15 protein-coding genes and 1 pseudogene are annotated in these 17,811 nt (G+C 72.4%); 5 read left to right on the plus strand and 11 right to left on the minus strand.

Features of this window, described 5'->3' with window-relative positions; all coding sequences use genetic code 11:
• Nucleotides 1-54: 54 nt before the first annotated feature.
• Nucleotides 55-630 (plus strand): 1-acyl-sn-glycerol-3-phosphate acyltransferase, encoded by a 576-nt coding sequence (locus Q6350_RS14955; protein ID WP_171248374.1) that lies wholly within the window; start codon nucleotides 55-57, stop codon nucleotides 628-630.
• 37 nt (nucleotides 631-667) lie between these two features.
• Nucleotides 668-1,063, plus strand: a pseudogene (locus Q6350_RS14960) (GNAT family N-acetyltransferase); the annotation flags it as partial.
• Between the two features lie 91 nt (nucleotides 1,064-1,154).
• Here the strand turns inward: Q6350_RS14960 and Q6350_RS14965 are convergent.
• The gene (locus Q6350_RS14965; RefSeq protein ID WP_304604598.1) at nucleotides 1,155-2,072 is read right to left on the minus strand and encodes a universal stress protein; all 918 of its coding nucleotides are present in this window, start codon (nucleotides 2,070-2,072) and stop codon (nucleotides 1,155-1,157) included.
• A 125-nt stretch (nucleotides 2,073-2,197) separates the two neighbouring features.
• Between Q6350_RS14965 and Q6350_RS14970 the strand changes: the two genes are divergently transcribed.
• On the plus strand, nucleotides 2,198-3,820 hold the full coding sequence (locus tag Q6350_RS14970) for a GAF domain-containing sensor histidine kinase (RefSeq protein ID WP_305066615.1): 1,623 nt from the start codon (nucleotides 2,198-2,200) through the stop codon (nucleotides 3,818-3,820).
• On the opposite strand, the gene Q6350_RS14975 is transcribed toward Q6350_RS14970, so the two are convergent.
• The 3 genes from Q6350_RS14975 to Q6350_RS14985 all read right to left on the minus strand — a co-directional run bounded on the left by Q6350_RS14975 (nucleotide 3,821) and on the right by Q6350_RS14985 (nucleotide 7,278).
• Nucleotides 3,821-4,468: a response regulator transcription factor gene (locus Q6350_RS14975; protein ID WP_304604600.1), complete on the minus strand. Its 648-nt coding sequence runs from the start codon at nucleotides 4,466-4,468 to the stop codon at nucleotides 3,821-3,823.
• A gap of 23 nt (nucleotides 4,469-4,491) precedes the next feature.
• The gene (locus Q6350_RS14980; RefSeq protein ID WP_304604601.1) at nucleotides 4,492-5,031 is read right to left on the minus strand and encodes a hypothetical protein; all 540 of its coding nucleotides are present in this window, start codon (nucleotides 5,029-5,031) and stop codon (nucleotides 4,492-4,494) included.
• Nucleotides 5,032-5,184: 153 nt separating this feature from the next.
• The gene (locus Q6350_RS14985; protein ID WP_305066616.1) at nucleotides 5,185-7,278 is read right to left on the minus strand and encodes a hypothetical protein; all 2,094 of its coding nucleotides are present in this window, start codon (nucleotides 7,276-7,278) and stop codon (nucleotides 5,185-5,187) included.
• Between the two features lie 208 nt (nucleotides 7,279-7,486).
• Between Q6350_RS14985 and Q6350_RS14990 the strand changes: the two genes are divergently transcribed.
• Nucleotides 7,487-7,726, plus strand: a complete 240-nt coding sequence (locus tag Q6350_RS14990) for a hypothetical protein (RefSeq protein ID WP_246246830.1) — start codon at nucleotides 7,487-7,489, stop codon at nucleotides 7,724-7,726.
• Nucleotides 7,727-7,765: 39 nt separating this feature from the next.
• On the opposite strand, the gene Q6350_RS14995 is transcribed toward Q6350_RS14990, so the two are convergent.
• Both Q6350_RS14995 and Q6350_RS15000 read right to left on the minus strand, forming a co-directional pair.
• The gene (locus Q6350_RS14995) at nucleotides 7,766-8,884 is read right to left on the minus strand and encodes a dipeptidase (RefSeq protein ID WP_304607433.1); all 1,119 of its coding nucleotides are present in this window, start codon (nucleotides 8,882-8,884) and stop codon (nucleotides 7,766-7,768) included.
• 45 nt (nucleotides 8,885-8,929) lie between these two features.
• Nucleotides 8,930-10,501, minus strand: a complete 1,572-nt coding sequence (locus Q6350_RS15000; protein ID WP_370375402.1) for a SulP family inorganic anion transporter — start codon at nucleotides 10,499-10,501, stop codon at nucleotides 8,930-8,932.
• 222 nt (nucleotides 10,502-10,723) lie between these two features.
• On the opposite strand from Q6350_RS15000, the gene Q6350_RS15005 reads away from it, so the two are divergent.
• Entirely contained in the window at nucleotides 10,724-11,092 is a 369-nt protein-coding gene (locus Q6350_RS15005) for a MerR family transcriptional regulator (RefSeq protein WP_304604604.1), read from the plus strand.
• A gap of 84 nt (nucleotides 11,093-11,176) precedes the next feature.
• Here Q6350_RS15005 and Q6350_RS15010 read toward each other — a convergent pair whose 3' ends face one another.
• From Q6350_RS15010 to Q6350_RS15030, 5 genes are all read right to left on the minus strand, one after another.
• Nucleotides 11,177-11,536 (minus strand): RNA-binding S4 domain-containing protein, encoded by a 360-nt coding sequence (locus Q6350_RS15010; RefSeq protein WP_171248383.1) that lies wholly within the window; start codon nucleotides 11,534-11,536, stop codon nucleotides 11,177-11,179.
• A 71-nt stretch (nucleotides 11,537-11,607) separates the two neighbouring features.
• On the minus strand, nucleotides 11,608-13,974 hold the full coding sequence (locus tag Q6350_RS15015) for a glycoside hydrolase family 3 N-terminal domain-containing protein (protein ID WP_304604629.1): 2,367 nt from the start codon (nucleotides 13,972-13,974) through the stop codon (nucleotides 11,608-11,610).
• Between the two features lie 116 nt (nucleotides 13,975-14,090).
• Nucleotides 14,091-15,824 (minus strand): glycoside hydrolase family 43 protein, encoded by a 1,734-nt coding sequence (locus Q6350_RS15020; protein WP_305066618.1) that lies wholly within the window; start codon nucleotides 15,822-15,824, stop codon nucleotides 14,091-14,093.
• Nucleotides 15,825-15,900: 76 nt separating this feature from the next.
• A complete protein-coding gene (locus tag Q6350_RS15025) occupies nucleotides 15,901-16,785 on the minus strand; it encodes a carbohydrate ABC transporter permease (protein WP_369810849.1) in 885 nt (294 codons plus the stop codon).
• Complete coding sequence (locus Q6350_RS15030; protein WP_305066619.1) at nucleotides 16,782-17,807, minus strand: carbohydrate ABC transporter permease; 1,026 nt, start codon at nucleotides 17,805-17,807, stop codon at nucleotides 16,782-16,784. The genes Q6350_RS15025 and Q6350_RS15030 overlap by 4 nt, the downstream gene beginning before the upstream one ends.
• Between the last annotated feature and the right edge of the window lie 4 nt (nucleotides 17,808-17,811).

Genomic DNA, 17,811 nt, shown 5'->3' on the forward strand with positions numbered 1-17,811 from the left:
GATGGCACCGAACCCGTCCGCACGGGCGGTCGTGGCACGCCGTAGGATCGTCGCGTGCTCACTTCGCTCCGTCGCGGCATCGCGCGTCTGTACTGGCGGATCAGCCAGTGGCGGCTGAAGACCGAACCGGCCCCCGACCGGACCGGCATCCTCATCGGCGCCCCGCACACCTCCAACTGGGACTTCGTCCTCATGCTCGCCATCGCCTGGCGGCTGGGGATCGACGTGCGCTGGTTGGGCAAGCACACCTTGTTCACCGGGTGGCGGGGACCGATCATGCGCGCCCTGGGCGGCATCCCGGTGGACCGCCGGGACCCGTCGCGCGTCGTCGACGACATCGTCGACCGGGTCGCGGCCGGGGAGACCTTCCACCTCGTGGTGACACCCGAGGGCACCCGCTCGGGCAACGGCTGGAAGTCGGGGTTCTACCGGATCGCCCGCGAGGCGGACCTGCCCATCACCCTGGGGTACGTCGACCGGACCACGATGACCACGGGTCTGGGCCCGACCATGGAGCTGACCGGCGAGGTCACGATGGACATGGACCGGATCCGCGCCTTCTACGCCGACAAGGCGGGCGTCCGGCCCGAGCTGCGCACCGAACCGCGCCTGCGCTCCGAGGACAACTGACCGGGAACCGGAGCGGCCGGAGTCGCACTTCACCCCCGAGCACCACGCGCGGACCGTCCCGGACGAGCTCGCCGCGCACCGCGCCGGCCGCACCGTCCCGTGCGTCCTGGCGCGCGACAGCGAGGTCGTCGGCCGCGTCACGCTGAGCGACGTCGTGGCCGGCCCGTTCCGCAACGCCCACCTCGGCTACTGGCTCGCCGGCGCCGTCACGGGACACGGCGTGATGACCGCCGCCGTCGAGGCGCTCGTCACCCATGCACGGGACGCCGTCGGTCTGCACCGTCTGCAGGCCGCGACGCTGCCGCACAACCACGACTCGCAGGGCGTGCTCGCCCGGACCGGCTTCGAGAAGATCGGCTACGCCCCGCGCTACCTGCAGATCGCGGGCGCCTGGCAGGACCACGTCCTGTTCCAGCGGATCCTGCACGACTGAGACGTCGGCGCTGGTCGACCGGGCCTGCACACAGCAGCGTCCCGCCCGGCCGTCGGGGGAAGACGGCCGGACGGGACGTGTCCCACGGGTCCTACGCGGGCTCGTGGGCGATCAGGACCGGGCAGGGTGCGTGCCGCACCAGCCGGTCGGGCATCGACCCCAGCACCCGGCCGACCATCGGCGAGTGCTTGCGTCCGCCGACGACGGCGAGGTCGTGCCGGTTGAGCCGCTGCTGCAGGACGTCGATCGGCACCCCGGTGACGACCTCCGTCGACACCTCGACGTCCGGGAACTTGTCGGTCCAGCGCGACATGATGTCCGTCATCGCCTTCATGGCCTCGTCCCGGTACTCCTGCGAGAGCGCACTGGCCATGGCGTACGGCCCGGCGATGAAGTCCGGGTGCACGGCGTGCACCACGAGCAGCGGCGCCGCGGCGCAGTCGGCCTCCCCGAACGCCTGCTCCAGGACGCGGTCGGCCTGCTCGTCGGTGTCGACGGCGGCTACGACCCGCCAGATCGGGCCGACGCTGTCGCTCGGGGTGACGGAGTGCTGCGCGACCGGGTCGGTCGGCACCACGACGACGGATCCGTGCGCCATCGCCGCCACGGCGGACGAGACGGATCCCAGCACCACCCGGTCGATGCCGCCGAGGCCGCGCTGTCCGACCACGACGACGCTCTCGGGACCGGTGTGGCCCACGAGCACGCCGGCCGGCGTGCCGGAGACGACCTCCCACGAGACCTCGTCCGCGACGGGGGCTGCGGTGGGCCGGTGCTCGCGGAGCTCGACCAGCCGTTCCGCGGCCCGGGAGATCCCCTCCTCCGCCCGCTCGCGGATCGCCTGCTCCCCGAGGCCGAAGCCCGGCTCGGCCGGAGTCGTCGGAACGGTGTACGCGCTCACCACGGTCAGGGTTCCCTGTCGGCGTACGGCTTCGGCGGCCGCCCAGTCGAGGGCCTGCTCACCGGCGATCGAACCGTCGATGCCGACGATCACTCGTGTGCTCTTCATGACGACCTCCTTGGTCTTGCCCCTAGTAGGCCACGGACGCACCGCCGCCCGGCAGTGCCTCTCGCCTCCCCCTGGCAGGCCGAAGGTCCCGGGCCGGACAGCCCTGGTCCCGCTACGGTGAACAGGTGCACGACGACGACGTGGACCGCCTGCTCGCGGCCGTGGTCTCGGTCGGGAGGGGTCTCGACCTCGAGACCACGCTGCAGCGCCTCGTGGAGACGGCGTCCGACGTCGTCGACGCGAGGTACGCCGCGCTCGGGATCCTCGGCGAGGACCAACGGATCGCGCGGTTCCTCACCGTCGGGCTCACCCCCGAGGAGATCCGCGCGATCGGCCCCTACCCGACGGGCAAGGGCCTCCTCGGGGAGCTGGTCCGGCACCCGGAGTCGCTCCGCCTGGCCGACATGAGCGCCGACCCCCGGTCGGTCGGGTTCCCGGCCCACCACCCCCCGATGCGGACGTTCCTCGGCGTCCCGCTGCGCGTCCGGGGCCGCCCGTTCGGCAACCTGTACCTCACCGAGAAGCGCGGCGGCGGCGAGTTCACGGCCCGCGACCAGCACCTGGCCGAGGGACTCGCGGCCGCGGCCAGCGTCGCCGTGGAGAACGCGCGGCTGTACTCCGCGGCCCGGCTGCGCGAGCGGTGGGCCCGTGGGAACCACCAGATCTCGCGGGAGATCGCCTCGGGCTCCTCGCCGGACTCGGTGATGGACGTCGTCGCCCGGGAGGCCATGCACGTGGCCGAGGCGGACACCGCCGTCCTGGCGATCCGCGCCGACGACGCCGACCAGCTCGTCATCCGCTCGGCCTGCGGTGCCGGGGTCGACGGCCTGGTCGGCACGGCCCTGCCGACGCGTGGCACGTTCGCCGCCGACGCCTACGTCTCCGGCCAGCCCGTGACGACGGCGGACGCGGCCACCGACGACCGCACCACCCCGGCGTTCCGGCCGGTCGACGTCGTCGGCCCGCTGGCCGCGGTACCCCTGGGCGGGCCGGGCGAGACGATCGGCATCCTCACCGTCGGGCGGCGACGCCACACCCCGCCGTTCTCGAGCGTCGCCATCGACTCGCTGCAGGCCTTCGCGGCGCAGACCGCCGTCGCGCTCGAGCTGGCGCAACGTCGTCGGGACGGGGAACGCCTCGCGGTGATCCGCGACCGCGACCGGATCGCGCGCGACCTGCACGACCTGGCGATCCAGCGGCTGTACGCCACCGGGCTGAGCCTGGAGGCGGTCGGGCGCCGGCTGGAGCGGGACGGTCTCGACCAGGACGCCGACCGCGTGGGACGTGCCGTGGACGACCTCGACGACACCATCAGCCTCATCCGCACCACCATCCACGGCCTGCACCAGCCCGAGGCGCAGGACCGTCGGGCCGGCATCAAGGCCCGGCTCATCGCCGAGTGCGACGCGGCCGCGCGGACGCTGGGTTTCCATCCCGCCCTGCGGATGTCCGGCCCGATCGACACGGTGGTGCCGGCGGTCGTCGCCGACCACCTCGTGGCCGTGCTGCGCGAGGCGTTGTCGAACGTGGCCCGGCACGCGCACGCCGGACGGGTCGACGTCTCGGTCGACGCGATCGAGTCGCTCCGGCTCGTCGTGCGCGACGACGGACGTGGCATCCCGGACGACGCCGCCCCCAGCGGCCTGCGGAACATGGAGGAGCGGTCGGCCGAGCTCGGGGGGACGTTCGAGGTCGACACCGGCCCGGGCGGCACGACGGTCCGCTGGCGGGTGCCGCTCAGACGGTGATCAGTGCCGGTCCTCGAGGCGGGTGGCGAGCACGGCGGCCTGCACGCGGCGTTCCAGCCCCAGCTTGGCCAGGATGCTGGAGACGTAGTTCTTCACGGTCTTCTCGGCCAGGTACAGCTCGGCACCGATCTGCCGGTTGGTCATCCCCTGCCCGATGAGGGCGAGGACCCGCTGCTCCTGCTCGGTCAGCCCGGCCAAGGGGTCGTCGTCGTGGCGGTCCTGCGCCCGCATGCGCTGCATCACCGCGGCGGTGGTGCGGGGGTCGAGCGTGGAACCCCCGGCCGCGACCGTGCGGATCGCGGCGACGATGTCGGTCCCGCGGACCTGCTTGAGCACGTAGCCGGCAGCACCGGCCATGATCGCGTCGAACAGCGCCTCGTCGTCGTCGAACGAGGTGAGCATGAGGCAGGCCACGTCCATGCGCGAGTGCAGCTCCCGGCACACGGTCACCCCGTCGCCGTCGGGCAGGCGCACGTCCAGCACGACGACGTCCGGGGTGAGAGCGGGGATGCGAGCGAGGGCCTGGGCGGCGGTGCCGGCCTCGCCGACCACCTCGAGGTCCGGTTCGGCCTCGATGAGGTCGGCGACACCGCGACGGACGATCTCGTGATCGTCCACGAGGAAGACCCGCACACTCGGCTCGCCCATGGCTCTACGCTACGCAGTCGACGTCAGCGCAGCCAGGGGAGACGCTGAACCAGCTCGGTGGAGCCCCAGCGCTTGCCGAGACCGAGCGTGTCGCCGGCGAGGATGGCGGCCAGGCCGACCAGCAGGACGGCGTCGACCAGGTGGTAGTCGACGAACGGGTTGTTCTCCAGCGGCAGCGAGGCGAGCCACATGAGCAGCATGAGGATCGCGCCGGAGACGGCGGCGACACGCATGCCGATACCGAGCAGCAGCGCGAGGCCGATGCCGAGCAGCCCGAGCATGAACAGCCAGTCGATGAAGACGTTGTTCGCGAGCGAGCTGAAGAAGTCGCCGAACGTCCCCTCGGCGTTGCTGAGGTAGCCGGTGGTGGGCGAGCCGCCCGAGATCCAGGCCCGCTCGGCGGGCGTGGCGACGCCCAGACCGAAGGTCTTGTCGAAGAAGGCCCAGAGGAACTCGACGGCGAGCAGCAGCCGGACGACGGCGAACGTGTACGCCGCGGCCGGTGAGAGCGAGGTCTCGCGCACGGTGGGGGTCGATGCCTGGTGCGCGGAGGCGGTGGTCATGACGATCTCCTCCTTCGACCGGGAACTCCGGTCCTGGGCACCGGGCGGTTCCCGGTGTCAGCACCAGACTCGCGGTCCCGTGCCCCCGGGGGCAGGGTGCAACGGCCCTGACCTGCGGGCCCATGGTCCCGCCCCCGGGGCCGAAGGTCCCGATCAGGACACCGAGGGCTCCGCGGGGACGCGCTCGGCGTCCGTCCCCTCGCCGTCGACGTCGTCCCGGTCCCCGTCGACGCCGGGCGCGGCCACGACGGCGACGACCCGGGGCTCCGTGAGCACGGCCGCCGGCCGCCGACGTCGTCGCCGGACGACGAGCCACGGGACCAGCACCAGCAGGGCCAGTCCCACGAGGGCACCGATCACGAGCGCGATCCCGACCCACGGCGCGCGGTCGGCCCGCTCCGTGGTCTCGGTGGCGGCCAGCTGCGCCCTCTCGAGGTCCCCCGATGCGAGCGCCTCGGCGGCCTCGGTCGCCGACGCCTCCGCTGCGAGCACGCGCTCGCCCAGCTCGGTGACGGGGTCACGGTCGGCGGCGACCGCCTCCGTGGCGGCGTGCACCTGCTCCAGGGTGTCCGTGGTCCGGGGCAGCAGGTCGCCCACCTCGGTGAGGTCCGAGACCGACCCGGCGTCCTCGTAGGCGGCCCGGATGCTGTCCGGGACGCCCAGGCCCGTGCGTGCGGCGGCCTCCTGCAGGGCCGACGCCTCCACGGTCAGCGGGTCGAGGACCTCGAACACCTCTCCCGCCTCGTCGTAGTCCCAGACCGTCATGGCGCGGCGCAGCGTGTACGGGGCGGCCCAGTCGCCGTCGGCGGTGTCGAGACGCTCGTACTCGGCCCGGGCGTCGGCACGCTCGGCGAGCTGCTTCTTCTGGGGTCCCGTCGCCACCCACTGCCGGAAGACCTTCGTGCCGTCCACCCCGCCGCGCTCGGCGGCCAGGTCCAGGAACCGCTTCCAGTCGACCGTGCCGAAGCGGTGCTCGGTGCTGCCCGCCGGCTCGTAGGCGCTCTCGCCGGCCACCGCCGACCGGACCACCTCGGTGAACGTCTCGTCGTCCAGGTCGCCCAGCAGCTTCTCGACCACCGTGTAGGAGGCGGCGTACCCGTAGTCCTCGCGCGCGACGTTCCCTCCGTCGGACCACTTGTTCAGCGCCACGGCCCCCTGGGCGTCCCGCTTCGGCGCCTTGCGCGGGGTGCCCTTGCCGTCGAGGGAGTCGATGACGCGGAAGGCGGTCACCTCGGTCAGTCCCTCGGACAGCCAGCGCTCGCGCACCGTGTCCTCGTTGAACCAGGCGTGCCCGAGCTCGTGGAACAGCGTGGCCTCGTCGAGGTCCTCGGCGAGGACGATCTCGCGGCCCGTCTCGTCGTACCAGGCGTAGCCGAGCACCTGGGGGGAGACGTCCTCGCGGATGACCTCGATGTCGCCCGGCCAGTCGGATCCGGTCAGCCCCTCGATCACCGGCAGCCCCTGCGACACCCGGTCGGCGGCGAAGTAGAGCCACGCGTCGTCACCGCGGAAGGCCTGCAGGGTCAGGCTGGTGTCCCCGACCTCGATCTCCCGCTCGTCGGAGCGCTCGTGGTCACGCAGGGACACCACCGCCCAGGTGCCCACGTCCTCGATGTGGTCGTCGAGGGAGTACACGGTGCGCTTGCCCTCGGTGTCCGGGGTGAAGCGTGCGGTGGCGTCGAACGTCATCGAGCTCGGGGCGTCGACCTCGACGCTGGTCCTGCCCTCGTCGCCGTAGGCGAAGACCGCGAACGTGCCGTACCCCGGGCCGACCCGCGCCCAGCGGTCCGACCGGATCGGGTCGCCGGCGATCGTGTAGGTCCACTCGATGGTGCGCGACCGGCCGTACCGCAGCGGGGAGAACCCGGCGGTCGCCCACCGGATGTTCGGGTCCTCCGAGTCGACGGTCGAGATCCTCAGGTCGACGCCGCCGCTGCTCGCCCGGAGGTTCTTCGCGCTGGACGGCACGCCGATGCCGTAGGCGTCCCAGTAGTAGTAGGTGTTGCCCCGGTCGGGGGTGACGTTGGTGATCGTGGTCGTCACCGTGGCGGTGACCTTGCCCTTCTTCGACACCACGTACCGCGCGTGGGACTCCTCGGTGATCCCGCCCGCGGCGGCCGCCGGGACGACACCCGCCGGCACGGCCACGAGGCCGGCCAGCGCCAGTCCCGCCACGAGCAGCGTCGTCATCGTGCGGCGGACGAACCGTCCCCCGCGCCTGCGTTCGGTCTGGTCCGTCCGTGCCACACACACCCCGTCGTCGTCCCGGCGGTCACGGTGGCCGCCGCGCGCCGATCGTAGCGGCTGGCGCGCCGCAGCAGAAGGCCTGGTCAGGCGCGGTCTCGGCCCGCGACCGTCGAGGCCGCCCCGCTCGCGTGCTGACACGGCGTGCGGTACACCGGGAGGGTCAGCGTCGACGACCTGGGGGTACCTCATGCAGAACGACGCCGGAGCCATGACGATCGCACTGCTGACCGCCTGTTCCGAACCGGACCTGGGGATCCGCTCCACCATCGTCCAGGAGCTGCTCGACGAGGCCAGCCAGGACGCGCACCTGGCGCGCCAGGTGATGACCACGATGCTCACGGCGTCGGTGCTCTCCCTGCGGGCCTACTCGGAGGCCACCGCGCGCGAGCCCGGGACCGTCCTGCAGGCGCTCGGCATCTCCTGGTCGCGCCGGACGCTCGGCGTCTGAGTCGTCCGTCCCGCGTGCCCCCGCGACGGGAGTGCGCGGTCAGCGCTCCGCGTCGCGGAGCACGCGCAGCACGTTGCCGCTGGTGAGGCGGCCGAGGTCCGCGTCGGACCAGCCTCGCTCCGCCAGCGCCTCCAGCAGCGCCGGGTAGCCGGACACGTCCGCGAGCTCGGGGGCGAACCCGCTGGCACCGTCGTAGTCCCCGCCGAGGCCGACGTGCTCGACGCCGGCCACCTCGCGCACGTGCTCGACGTGGGCGACGACGTCGGCCAGGCGCGTGGGCGGTGCGGGCCGGGTCTCGCGCCAGTCCGCGAGGAACGCGCTGAACGCCAGGTAGTCGGTCGCGCGGATCCCCTGCTCGGCGGCGGCCGCGGCGGCCTCGTCCTTCCACTCCGCCACCGCCGGCGTGACGAAGTGCGGCACGAAGGTGACCATGCAGACGCCACCGTTGCCCGCCAGCCGGCCCAGGACGTCGTCCGGCACGTTGCGCGGCACGTCGCAGACGGCGCGGGCGCTCGAGTGGGAGAAGACCACCGGCGCCGTCGTGACGTCGAGCGCGGCGTGCATGGTGCCCGCGGCGACGTGCGAGAGGTCGACGAGCATGCCGAGGCGGTTCATCTCGCGCACGACCTCGCGGCCGAAGTCGTTCAGGCCGCCGTGCTCGCTCGGCTCGTCCGTGGCGGAGTCCGCCCACGGCGTGGAGTCGTTGTGGGTCAGCGTCATGTACCGCACGCCGAGCTCGTGGAACATGCGCAGCACGCCGAGGGAGCCGTCGATCGAGTGCCCGCCCTCGGCGCCCAGCAGGCTCGCGATGCGCCCGTGGGACCAGGCGTCCTCGACCTCCGCGGCGGTCGTGGCGAGCTGCAGCTGGTCCGGGTACCGCTCGACCATGCGGTGCACGCCGTCGATCTGCTCCAGCGTCGCCACCACGGCGTCCGCCCCGGGGATGGTGGTCGGCACGTAGACCGACCAGAACTGCGCCCCCACTCCCCCGGCTCGCAGCCGGGGGATGTCCGTGTGGGTGCGGTCCGCCGTCGGCCCCGCGATGTCGAGCAGGTCCCAGTCGTAGCCGACCTGCTCGCGGGCCTCCCAGGCCAGGTCGTTGTGCCCGTCGGCCACGGGGTGCTCGGCCAGCAGGGCGCGGATCCGATCGCTCACCATGTCGGCGACCCTAGCGCCGGTCGCCCCCGCCGGCCGAGCGGCGGCTCAGTGCTCCGCGCCGAGCTTGCCGGCGAGGCGGTCCAGCCGCTCCCGGCTGTCGTCGTTGAGCCCGCGGAACTCCACGGTCTTGCCGTGCACGGCGTACTTGTGCTCGACGGCGTCGAGCGCGGCGACGGTCGAGGCGTCCCAGATGTGGGCGTTGGACATGTCGATGATCACGCGCTGCTCGTCGCCGGAGTAGTCGAACTGGTAGACGAGGTCGTTCGACGACGCGAAGAACAGCTCGCCGTCGACGGCGTAGACGCGCTCGCCGTCCTCGTCGGAGGCGTCCAGCCGGGTGACCGTCGTCAGGTGCGCGACCCGCTGGGCGAACAGCACGGCCGCGACCACCACACCGGCCACCACGCCGTAGGCGAGGTTGTGCGTCCACACGGTGACGACGACCGTCGAGAGCATGACGCCCGTCTCGGCCCACGGCATGTTGCGCAGGGTCGAGGGGTGGACCGAGTGCCAGTCGAACGTGGCCACCGAGACCATGATCATCACGGCCACGAGGGCCGCCATCGGGATGACCGACACGACGTCACCGAGGGTGACGACGAGGATCAGCAGGAAGATGCCGGCCAGGAAGGTCGACAGCCGGGTGCGCGCGCCGGAGACCTTCACGTTGATCATCGTCTGGCCGATCATGGCGCAGCCGCCCATCCCGCCGAAGAACCCGGTGACGAGGTTGGCCACTCCCTGGCCCCACGTCTCGCGGGTCTTGTTCGAGTGGGTGTCGGTGACGTCGTCGACGAGCTTGGCGGTCAGCAGCGACTCGATGATCCCGACCAGCGCCATGGCGAACGCGTAGGGCGCGATGATCTGCAGCGCCTCCAGGGTCAGCGGGACGTCCGGGAAGAACAGCGCCGGCAGGGAGTCGGGCAGGTCGCCCTGGTCGCCGACGGTGGGCACCGCGATCGCCGCGACGACGGTGAGGATCGTCAGGAGCACGATGGCGACCAGCGGCGCCGGGACGACCTTGGTCAGCCGGGGGAAGAACACCATGATCGCGAGGCCGGCGGCCACGAGCGCGAAGACCGTCCAGCGCTGGTCGGAGGGCACCGCGTCGCCGAACAGGTGCGGGATCTGCGAGGTGAAGATGAGGATCGCGAGGGCGTTGACGAACCCGACCATCACCGAGCGGGGGATGAACCGCATGAGCCGCGCGACGCCGATCAGGCCGAGCACGACCTGGATCACCCCGCCGAGGATCACGGTGGCGATGAGGTAGTCCAGCCCGTGGTCGCGCACGACCGGGGCGATGACCAGGGCGATGGCACCGGTGGCGGCGGAGATCATCGCCGGCCGGCCGCCGACGAACGCGATGGTGACGGCCATCGTGAACGAGGCGAACAGCCCGATCTTGGGGTCCACGCCCGCGATGATCGAGAACGCGATGGCCTCGGGGATGAGCGCCAGCGCCACGACGAGCCCGGCGAGCACCTCGGTGCGCAGCCGCGTCATCGAGCTGAAGGCGGCCCGGAAGGAGCCGGACGAGGTCGCCTCGGGGGCGCCGGTGACGGGCTGGGGCTCGGGGGCCGGGTCGGGCAGGGAGGCACGCAGGTCGGTCGACACGCGGAGGCTTCCTCTCGGTTCGGTGGCGCCGTGGGCGCACGGCAGACCGAGAGGGACCGCTCGACGACGGGCTCCCGGCCGGGGACAGGGCTCAAGGGGCGCGGCGTCGCGCGAAGGATTCGGGTGTCGCGACCGACGGCGCCGGACGCACGTCGGCCCGCGACGGGGCAACTCTACCCTCACGTGAGGGTAGAGTTCATCCTCGTGTCTCACGATCCGGCCATGCATCACATCGGGGCCGTCGCCGAGCGGACGGGCCTGTCGTTGCGCACGCTGCGCCACTACGACGAGGTCGGGCTGCTGCGCCCCTCGGCACGGTCCGAGGGCGGGTTCCGGCTCTACACCGACGCCGACGTCGAGCGGCTGCTGCTGATCCGCCGCATGAAGCCGCTGGGGTTCTCCCTGGAGGAGATGTCGGACCTGCTGCGGGTCGCCGACACGCTCGGTGCCGAGGCCGTGGGCCCGGACGAGCGTCCTGCCGCCCGGGACCGGCTCGCCGGCTACGTGACCGCGGCGGAGGAACGGCGCGCCGACCTGGCGCGCAAGCTCGAGATGGCCGACGAGCTGATCGCTCTGCTGCACCGGCTCTGACCGCGCCGGGTCAGCACCGATCCGCGCGGGTCAGGACCAAATACGCCGGGTCAGGACCAGCCCCCACGAGTCAGGACGGCCGGACTACCGCCGTCCTCCCCGGAGCCTGTCGATCTCGCGCCTCTCCTTCTTGGTGGGCCGGCCGGCACCCCGCTCCCGCAGGCCGACCGCGGCCCGCTCCGCACGCGTCGGCACCGGCGGGCTCTGGTCCTCGTAGGCCTTGACCGCCAGCGGTGCGCCGACGCGCTTGGGCAGCAGCTCGCGCACCACGACGATGCGCTGGCGCAGCGGGTCCTGCCAGGTCACGCGGTCGCCGACCTGGACCTGCGTGGCCGGCTTGGCGACGGTGCCGTTGACGCGCACCTTGCCGGAGCGCAGCGTCGAGGCCGCGACCGACCGGCTCTTGAAGAGCCGGACCGCCCACAGCCAGATGTCGATCCGCATCCGTCCACTCTGCCACGTCCTGCCTCGCGCGAATCGGTCCTGACCCGGCAGATTCTGTCCTGACCCGCGGGTCAGGGCTCGCGCACCACCACGGCGGTCGCGACCCGGGCGTCGGCACCGGTCACCGCGTGCACCGGACCCGTGAGGTCCACGCGGGCCCGAGGTGTCGCCGTCCCGGGCACCTGACGCTTGGGGGCGACCCGCTCGTTCCGGATCGCACCGCCCGTCACGTGCCGCAGGTCACCGGCCTCGCCCGCCACGGCAGCGGCGTGCGACCCGACCCAGACGTCCACCGCTCCCGGCTCGACCACCCGGTCCAGACGCCGGTCGCTGAACGCGAACCGGGCCGTCGGCACCGAGAAGGCGACCTCGACCGACTCCCCCGGCGCGAGCGCCACCCGTCGGTACGCCAGCAGCTGGGCCACGGGCCGAGCGACCGACCCGACGAGGTCGTGGCCGTAGAGCTGCACGACGTCGGCACCTGCCACGTCCCCGGTGTTCGTGACCCGCACGGTGGCGGACAGCGTCCCGGCGGTGGCCACGGCCGGGTCCACCCGGAGCTCGCTGTACTCGAACGTCGTGTACGACAGCCCGAACCCGAACGGCCGCAACGGCGTGGAGTCCGTGGAGGTGACGTCGCTCGGGCCACCGAGCACGGGGTGCAGGTAGGAGTACGGCTGCGCCCCGGCCGACCGCGGCAACGACACCGGGAGCCGTCCGGACGGGGTGACCGCACCGGTCAGCACCCCGGCGACGGCGGGACCGCCCTCCTCGCCGGGGAAGAACGCCTGCACGACGGCCGCGGGACCGCGGTCACCGTCCAGCGCCCAGTCGATCGCGTAGGGCCGACCGGACAGGACCACCATGACCACCGGGGTCCCGGTGGCGACCACGGCCTCGACCAGCTCCCGCTGCACGCCGGGCAGGTCCAGCGACTCGACGTCGTTGCCCTCCCCGACGGTGCCCCGGCCGAACAGCCCTGCCTGGTCCCCGACCACGACCACGGCCACGTCGGCCGAGGACGCCGCGGCCACCGCGTCGGCGAACCCCGAGGTGTCCTCTCCCGCGACGTCGCAACCGCGGGCGTGCACGACCTCCGGACGAGCCGCCCCGGCGGCGGTGAAGGCGTCACCGACGGACTCGAGCACGGTGGGGATCTCGAACCCGAGCGGGTGCTCGGGGTGGTGGGCGAGCACGTGGTTGGCGAACGAGTAGCAGCCCATCAGCGCGTCGGCGCGGGCCGCGTTCGGGCCGACGACCGCGACCCGTCCGGGCGCCTTGGTCCAGCGGCCCAGCGGCAGCACGCCGTCGTTGGACAGCAGCACCACCGACTCCTCGGCCAGCCGCCGCGCCACCTCACGGTGGCGTGGCGAGTCGAGGTCGACGTCGGCGGGCGGCTCGTCGGCGAACGCGTCGGGCTCGAGCAGTCCCAGCCGGTCCTTCTGCGCCAGGACGCGGAGCACCGCCCGGTCGACGAGAGCCTCGTCGACACGGCCGTCGCGCACCGCGGCCGTCAGCGGGTCGAGGAACGCGTCGCCGGTGGGCAGCTCGACGTCCACCCCGGCCGCGAGCGCCGTCGCCGCGGCCTCGCCGCGGTCGGCGGCCACCCCGTGCATGACCTCCAGGAACGCGACCCCGAAGTAGTCCGCGACGACCACGCCGTCGAACCCCCACCGGTCCCGCAGGACCCCGGTGAGGTACTCGTCCGAGGAGTGCAGCGGCACGCCGTCGATGTCGTTGTAGGACGCCATGACCGACCGGACGCCGCCGTCACGCACCGCCATCTCGAACGGCGGCAGGTAGACGTCGGCGATCTCGCGCGGACCGGCCGAGACCGGTGCGTGGTTGCGTCCGGCCCGCGACCCGCTGTACCCGACGAAGTGCTTGAGGGTGGCGTGCACCCCTGCTCCCTGCAGGCCGCGGACGTAGGCCGTGCCGACGGTGCCGACCAGGTACGGGTCCTCGGCGATGCACTCGTCGACGCGCCCCCAGCGCGGGTCCCGGATCACGTCGAGCACGGGTGCCAGGCCCTGGTGGATGCCGAGGGAGCGCATGGACTCGCCGATCAGGGCGCCCATCTCCGCCACGAGCTCGGGATCGAAGGCGGCACCCCAGGCCAGCGGCGTCGGGAACGTGGCGGCCTGCCAGGCCGCCAGCCCGGTCAGGCACTCCTCGTGCACCAGCGCGGGGATGCCCAGCCGGGTCTCGGCGCGCAGGCGCCGCTGCTCGCCCCACAACCACCGGGCACGCTCCACGGGGTCGACCGGCCGGGTGCCGTACACCCGGGTGTAGTGACCGATGCCGTGCCGGGTGACGTCGCCGAGCCGGTCGGCCCCGGCCTGCCCGGCCGCCATCTCGTCCTGCAGGGGGGCCACGACGTCGCCGCCCTGGTCGAGCCAGTAGCCCGCGAGCTGGGCCACCTTCTCCTCGAGGCTCATCCGCGCGTGCAGCGCCACGACCCGGTCGGAGGCGTGCGGCGCCGCGCCGGGCGTGCCCGGGCCCGCGGTGTCGGCGACGGTGTCCGACCTGCCCTGAGCGTTCGGCTGGACGTGGGTCACGGTCGGTCTCCTTCGGTGGACACGAGCTCGGACTCGAGGCTGCCTGCGGCGGCGTGGAGCGTCGAGAGCGACGTGGTGGTGGTCTGGTGGCGCGGGATGCTCCCTCCCGCGGGGTGATAGGCGAGCCGGACGCGTACCGACCCTGCGGCCGGCCTCCCGTCGCTGGTGGCGAACGCACCGATCCACAGTCCGAGGAATCCGCCGGTGGTGACCGTGTCGAGCCACCGCGCATCGGCGGTCGCGACGTGGTGCTCACGCCCGGGGCCGTCCGGCGTCGGTGACCTGTGGAACAGGTCGACGTCGGTGCCCCGTGCCCTCATGCCCAGCACGATCCGTCCGGCGTCGGCGGCGACGGAGGCGTGGCCCATCGGCTCACCGCTGCCCGGGAGGGCGTCCGCCCGGGGGTCGGCACGCCCCGGGACGCCCTCGCCGCCGGCACCGGCACGTCGGCGGGCGCGGACGACGAGCCGGCCGTCCTCCGGCGTGACGTCGAGCGTCACGTGGTCCTGCTCGGACTGCCGGAGCACGAGCCCTGCTCGTTCGCCGACCTGCAACGCGGCGACGTCCAGCTCGAGCGTGACGTCGACGTCCTGGTGCTGCTGGCGAAGCCCGACGAAAGCCGGCACGCCCGGCTCGCCGAGGCCGTCCGCCCGGACCGGGAGGTGCCACCCGTCGCCGTCCGGCGCGGCGACGGTGGCGGGCAGGGCACGCAGCGCCGTCCACCGCCGGTCCGACGGGGCGACGACTCCGGGCCGGCCCCCGGGGTTCCATCCCGAGGGGGCCGCCGACGAACCCGGTACCTCGACCTCGCGAGGCACCATGCCGACTCCCGGCGCGAAGACCGGCCACCCGTCCTCCCACACCACCGGCACGAGGAACGTCTCCCGGCCCAGGGGGTAGTGGTACCCCCCGTAGGTACGCATGGCGAGCAGCACGGCGAACCAGTCGCCGTCGGGCGTCTCCACGAGATCGGCGTGCCCGACACCCACGACCGGGTGGCGCCTGCCCAGATGTCGGTGGGTCAGCACCGGGTTGCCCGCGTTCCCGACGTACGGACCGGTCACGCGTTCGGCGCGAGCGACCGAGACCGCGTGGTGGAACTCCGTCCCGGCCTCCGCCGCGAGCAGGTAGTACGTGCCGTCGACCTTGTACAGGTGCGGCCCCTCGGCCCAGACGGCGTTCGTGAGCGCACCGTTCCAGACGAGATGCTCGGGCCCGGTGAGCTTCATCGACGTGCGGTCGAGCTCCCGGATCCACACCTCGGTCTGGTCGTGCCATTCCGCGCGGTCCGGATCGACCAGACGGGTGCCGTGCATCCAGACCCGCCCGTCGTCGTCGAAGAACAGCGACGGGTCGATGCCGCGCTCGTCGAGCCAGATCGGGTCCGACCACGGTCCTGCCGCGTCGTCCGCGAGGCACACGAAGTTGCCGCCCCGCTGGTCGTCGTTCTGGTCCACGAGCGTGCACACGACCCAGAACCGCTCGCCGTCGTGACGGATCGTCGGAGCGTAGAGGCCCCCGGACGAGCGGATACCTCCCAGGTCGAGCATGCCCTCACGGTCGACGACGTGACCGACCGTCTCCCACGTGACGAGGTCACGCGAGCGCATGACGGGGAGTCCGGGCAGGTACTCGAAGGTCGAGCAGACCAGGTAGTACCACTGCCCCACCCGGCACACGCTGGGGTCGGGATAGCAGCCCGGCAGGACGGGGTTGCGTACGAGCGACACGGAAGTCCACCTCCACAGGACGGGGTGCGAGGACGACGTCGGGGCGTCGCCGGGACGTCGTCCTCGCGGGCCGGGCTCAGCCCTTGATCGCGCCGGTCAGTCCGCCGACGATCCGCTTCTCGAAGAGCGTGAAGAACAGCAGCGCCGGGATCATCGACAGCGAGGTGAACGCCAGCACCCTGGCGGTGTCCACCGAGTACTGCGACGCGAAGTTCGCCACGCCCAGCGGGAGGGTGAACGTCGCGGGGTCGCTGAGGATGAACAGGGGCAGCATGTAGTTGTTCCAGGCGTTGATGAACGCCAGGATGCCGACGGTGATCACGCCGGGCATCGACAGCGGGACGACCATCCGCCAGAAGAATCCGAGGCGGCTCGCCCCGTCGATGCTCGCCGCTTCCTCGAGCTCCTGAGGGATCGCCCGCAGGAACGGCACCAGGATGATGATCGTCACCGGCAGAGCGAACGCGATCTGCGGAAGGATGATGCCCATCAGCGAGTTCGTCAGGCCCAGCATGCGCACCATCAGGTACAGCGGCGTGATCGCCACGGTCATGGGGAACATCAGCCCGGCGGCGAACAGGGAGTACATGGCTCCCTTGCCGACGAAGTCGTACCGGGCGATGACGAACGACGCCATGACGCCCAGGACGACGGTGCCGACCGTCGTCGCGAGCGCGGAGATCGTCGAGTTCACCATGGCGACCCAGAACTCGCTGCTGGCCAGGACGTCGGTGTAGTTCGTGGTGACCCACGGCGACGGCAGCCCGGACGGGTCCTCGGTGATCTGCGAGTTCGTGCGGAAGCCGCCGAGCACGATGTACAGGACCGGTCCCATGCACGCCGCGATGAGCACGACGGCGATCAGGTAGGTGGCCGGGCTGCCCCACGCGAACGCCGTGGAGTGGCGCAGGACCTGCGGCGACGTCTGCGGGCGAGTGGGCGAAACGGTCGAGGCGCTCACTTCTTCCTCCTCTTCCGGCCTGAGTTTCCGGTCACCGCGCCCTCGGTGTCGCGGCGCAGCACGAAGCGCTGGTAGAACAGCGCGACGACCAGGGAGATCATGAACAGCACCACGGCGACGGCACTACCGAACCCGTAGTTCCCCGCCAGGTGACCGTTGAGGTACATGTAGGTCGCCATCGTCGACGTGCCCGCCGTGGCGGCGACGTACTGCCCCCAGATGATGTTGACCAGGTCGAACAGCTGCAGCGCCCCGATCATCGACAGGAACGCCCAGATGCGGATCGTCGGTCCGAGCAGCGGCAGCGTGATGCGGAACTGCTGCTGCCAGAACGAGGCGCCGTCGATGGCGGCGGCCTCGTACAGCTCCTCCGGGATGGACTGCAGACCGGCCAGCATGAGGATGACCGCGAAGCCGACGTACTTCCACGTGAGGATGAGCATGAGGGTGCCCATGGCGATGTTCGGGTCGGCGAGCCAGCTCTGCTGCAGGTTCTCCAGACCGATCTTGGCCAGGACCGTGTTCACCGCTCCGGTGTCGGACATCATCAGCGCCCAACCCGTGCCGACGATGACCTCGGAGATCACGTAGGGGACGAAGATCAGCATGCGGATGACGGACCGCCCGCGGATCTTCTGGTTCATCAGCAGCGCGAACAGGATGGCCACCGGGCCCTGGATGACCAGGGACAGGACCACGATGAGGAAGTTGTGGCGGACCGCGTCCTGGAACGTGGGATCCGTCAGGATCGAGACGTAGTTCTGCAGGCCGGCGAAGTCCGTCGGCGGGCCGAAGCCCTTCCAGCGGAAGAATCCGTAGTAGGCCGCCATGAGCACCGGCACGATGACGAACGTCAGGAAGACGAGGATCGCGGGGCCGGTGAGGAGCGTGATCTCTGCACGTTTGCGCCAGTCGGCCCCTCGCCGCGACGGCTCGGCCGCCGGCTGTGCCGCAGGGGGCGGCGTGCTGCCGCCCCCTGCGGCCGAGGGACCCTCAGGCGCCATGACCTGTGAGTCGGACATCGGT

The organism is Isoptericola sp. b515 (genome assembly GCF_030588125.1).
GTDB classification, from domain to species: Bacteria; Actinomycetota; Actinomycetes; order Actinomycetales; family Cellulomonadaceae; genus Isoptericola; species Isoptericola sediminis.

Bases quoted from the DNA above. Each gene is read 5' to 3' on its own strand.
- Q6350_RS14965 (WP_304604598.1), bottom strand. From the start codon at position 2,072: ATGAAGAGCACACGAGTGATCGTCGGCATCGACGGTTCGATCGCCGGT.
- Q6350_RS14975 (WP_304604600.1), bottom strand. From the start codon at position 4,468: ATGGGCGAGCCGAGTGTGCGGGTCTTCCTCGTGGACGATCACGAGATC.
- Q6350_RS14980 (WP_304604601.1), bottom strand. From the start codon at position 5,031: ATGACCACCGCCTCCGCGCACCAGGCATCGACCCCCACCGTGCGCGAG.
- Q6350_RS14990 (WP_246246830.1), top strand. From the start codon at position 7,487: ATGACGATCGCACTGCTGACCGCCTGTTCCGAACCGGACCTGGGGATC.
- Q6350_RS14995 (WP_304607433.1), bottom strand. From the start codon at position 8,884: ATGGTGAGCGATCGGATCCGCGCCCTGCTGGCCGAGCACCCCGTGGCC.
- Q6350_RS15005 (WP_304604604.1), top strand. From the start codon at position 10,724: ATGCATCACATCGGGGCCGTCGCCGAGCGGACGGGCCTGTCGTTGCGC.
- Q6350_RS15010 (WP_171248383.1), bottom strand. From the start codon at position 11,536: ATGCGGATCGACATCTGGCTGTGGGCGGTCCGGCTCTTCAAGAGCCGG.
- Q6350_RS15015 (WP_304604629.1), bottom strand. From the start codon at position 13,974: ATGAGCCTCGAGGAGAAGGTGGCCCAGCTCGCGGGCTACTGGCTCGAC.
- Q6350_RS15030 (WP_305066619.1), bottom strand. From the start codon at position 17,807: ATGTCCGACTCACAGGTCATGGCGCCTGAGGGTCCCTCGGCCGCAGGG.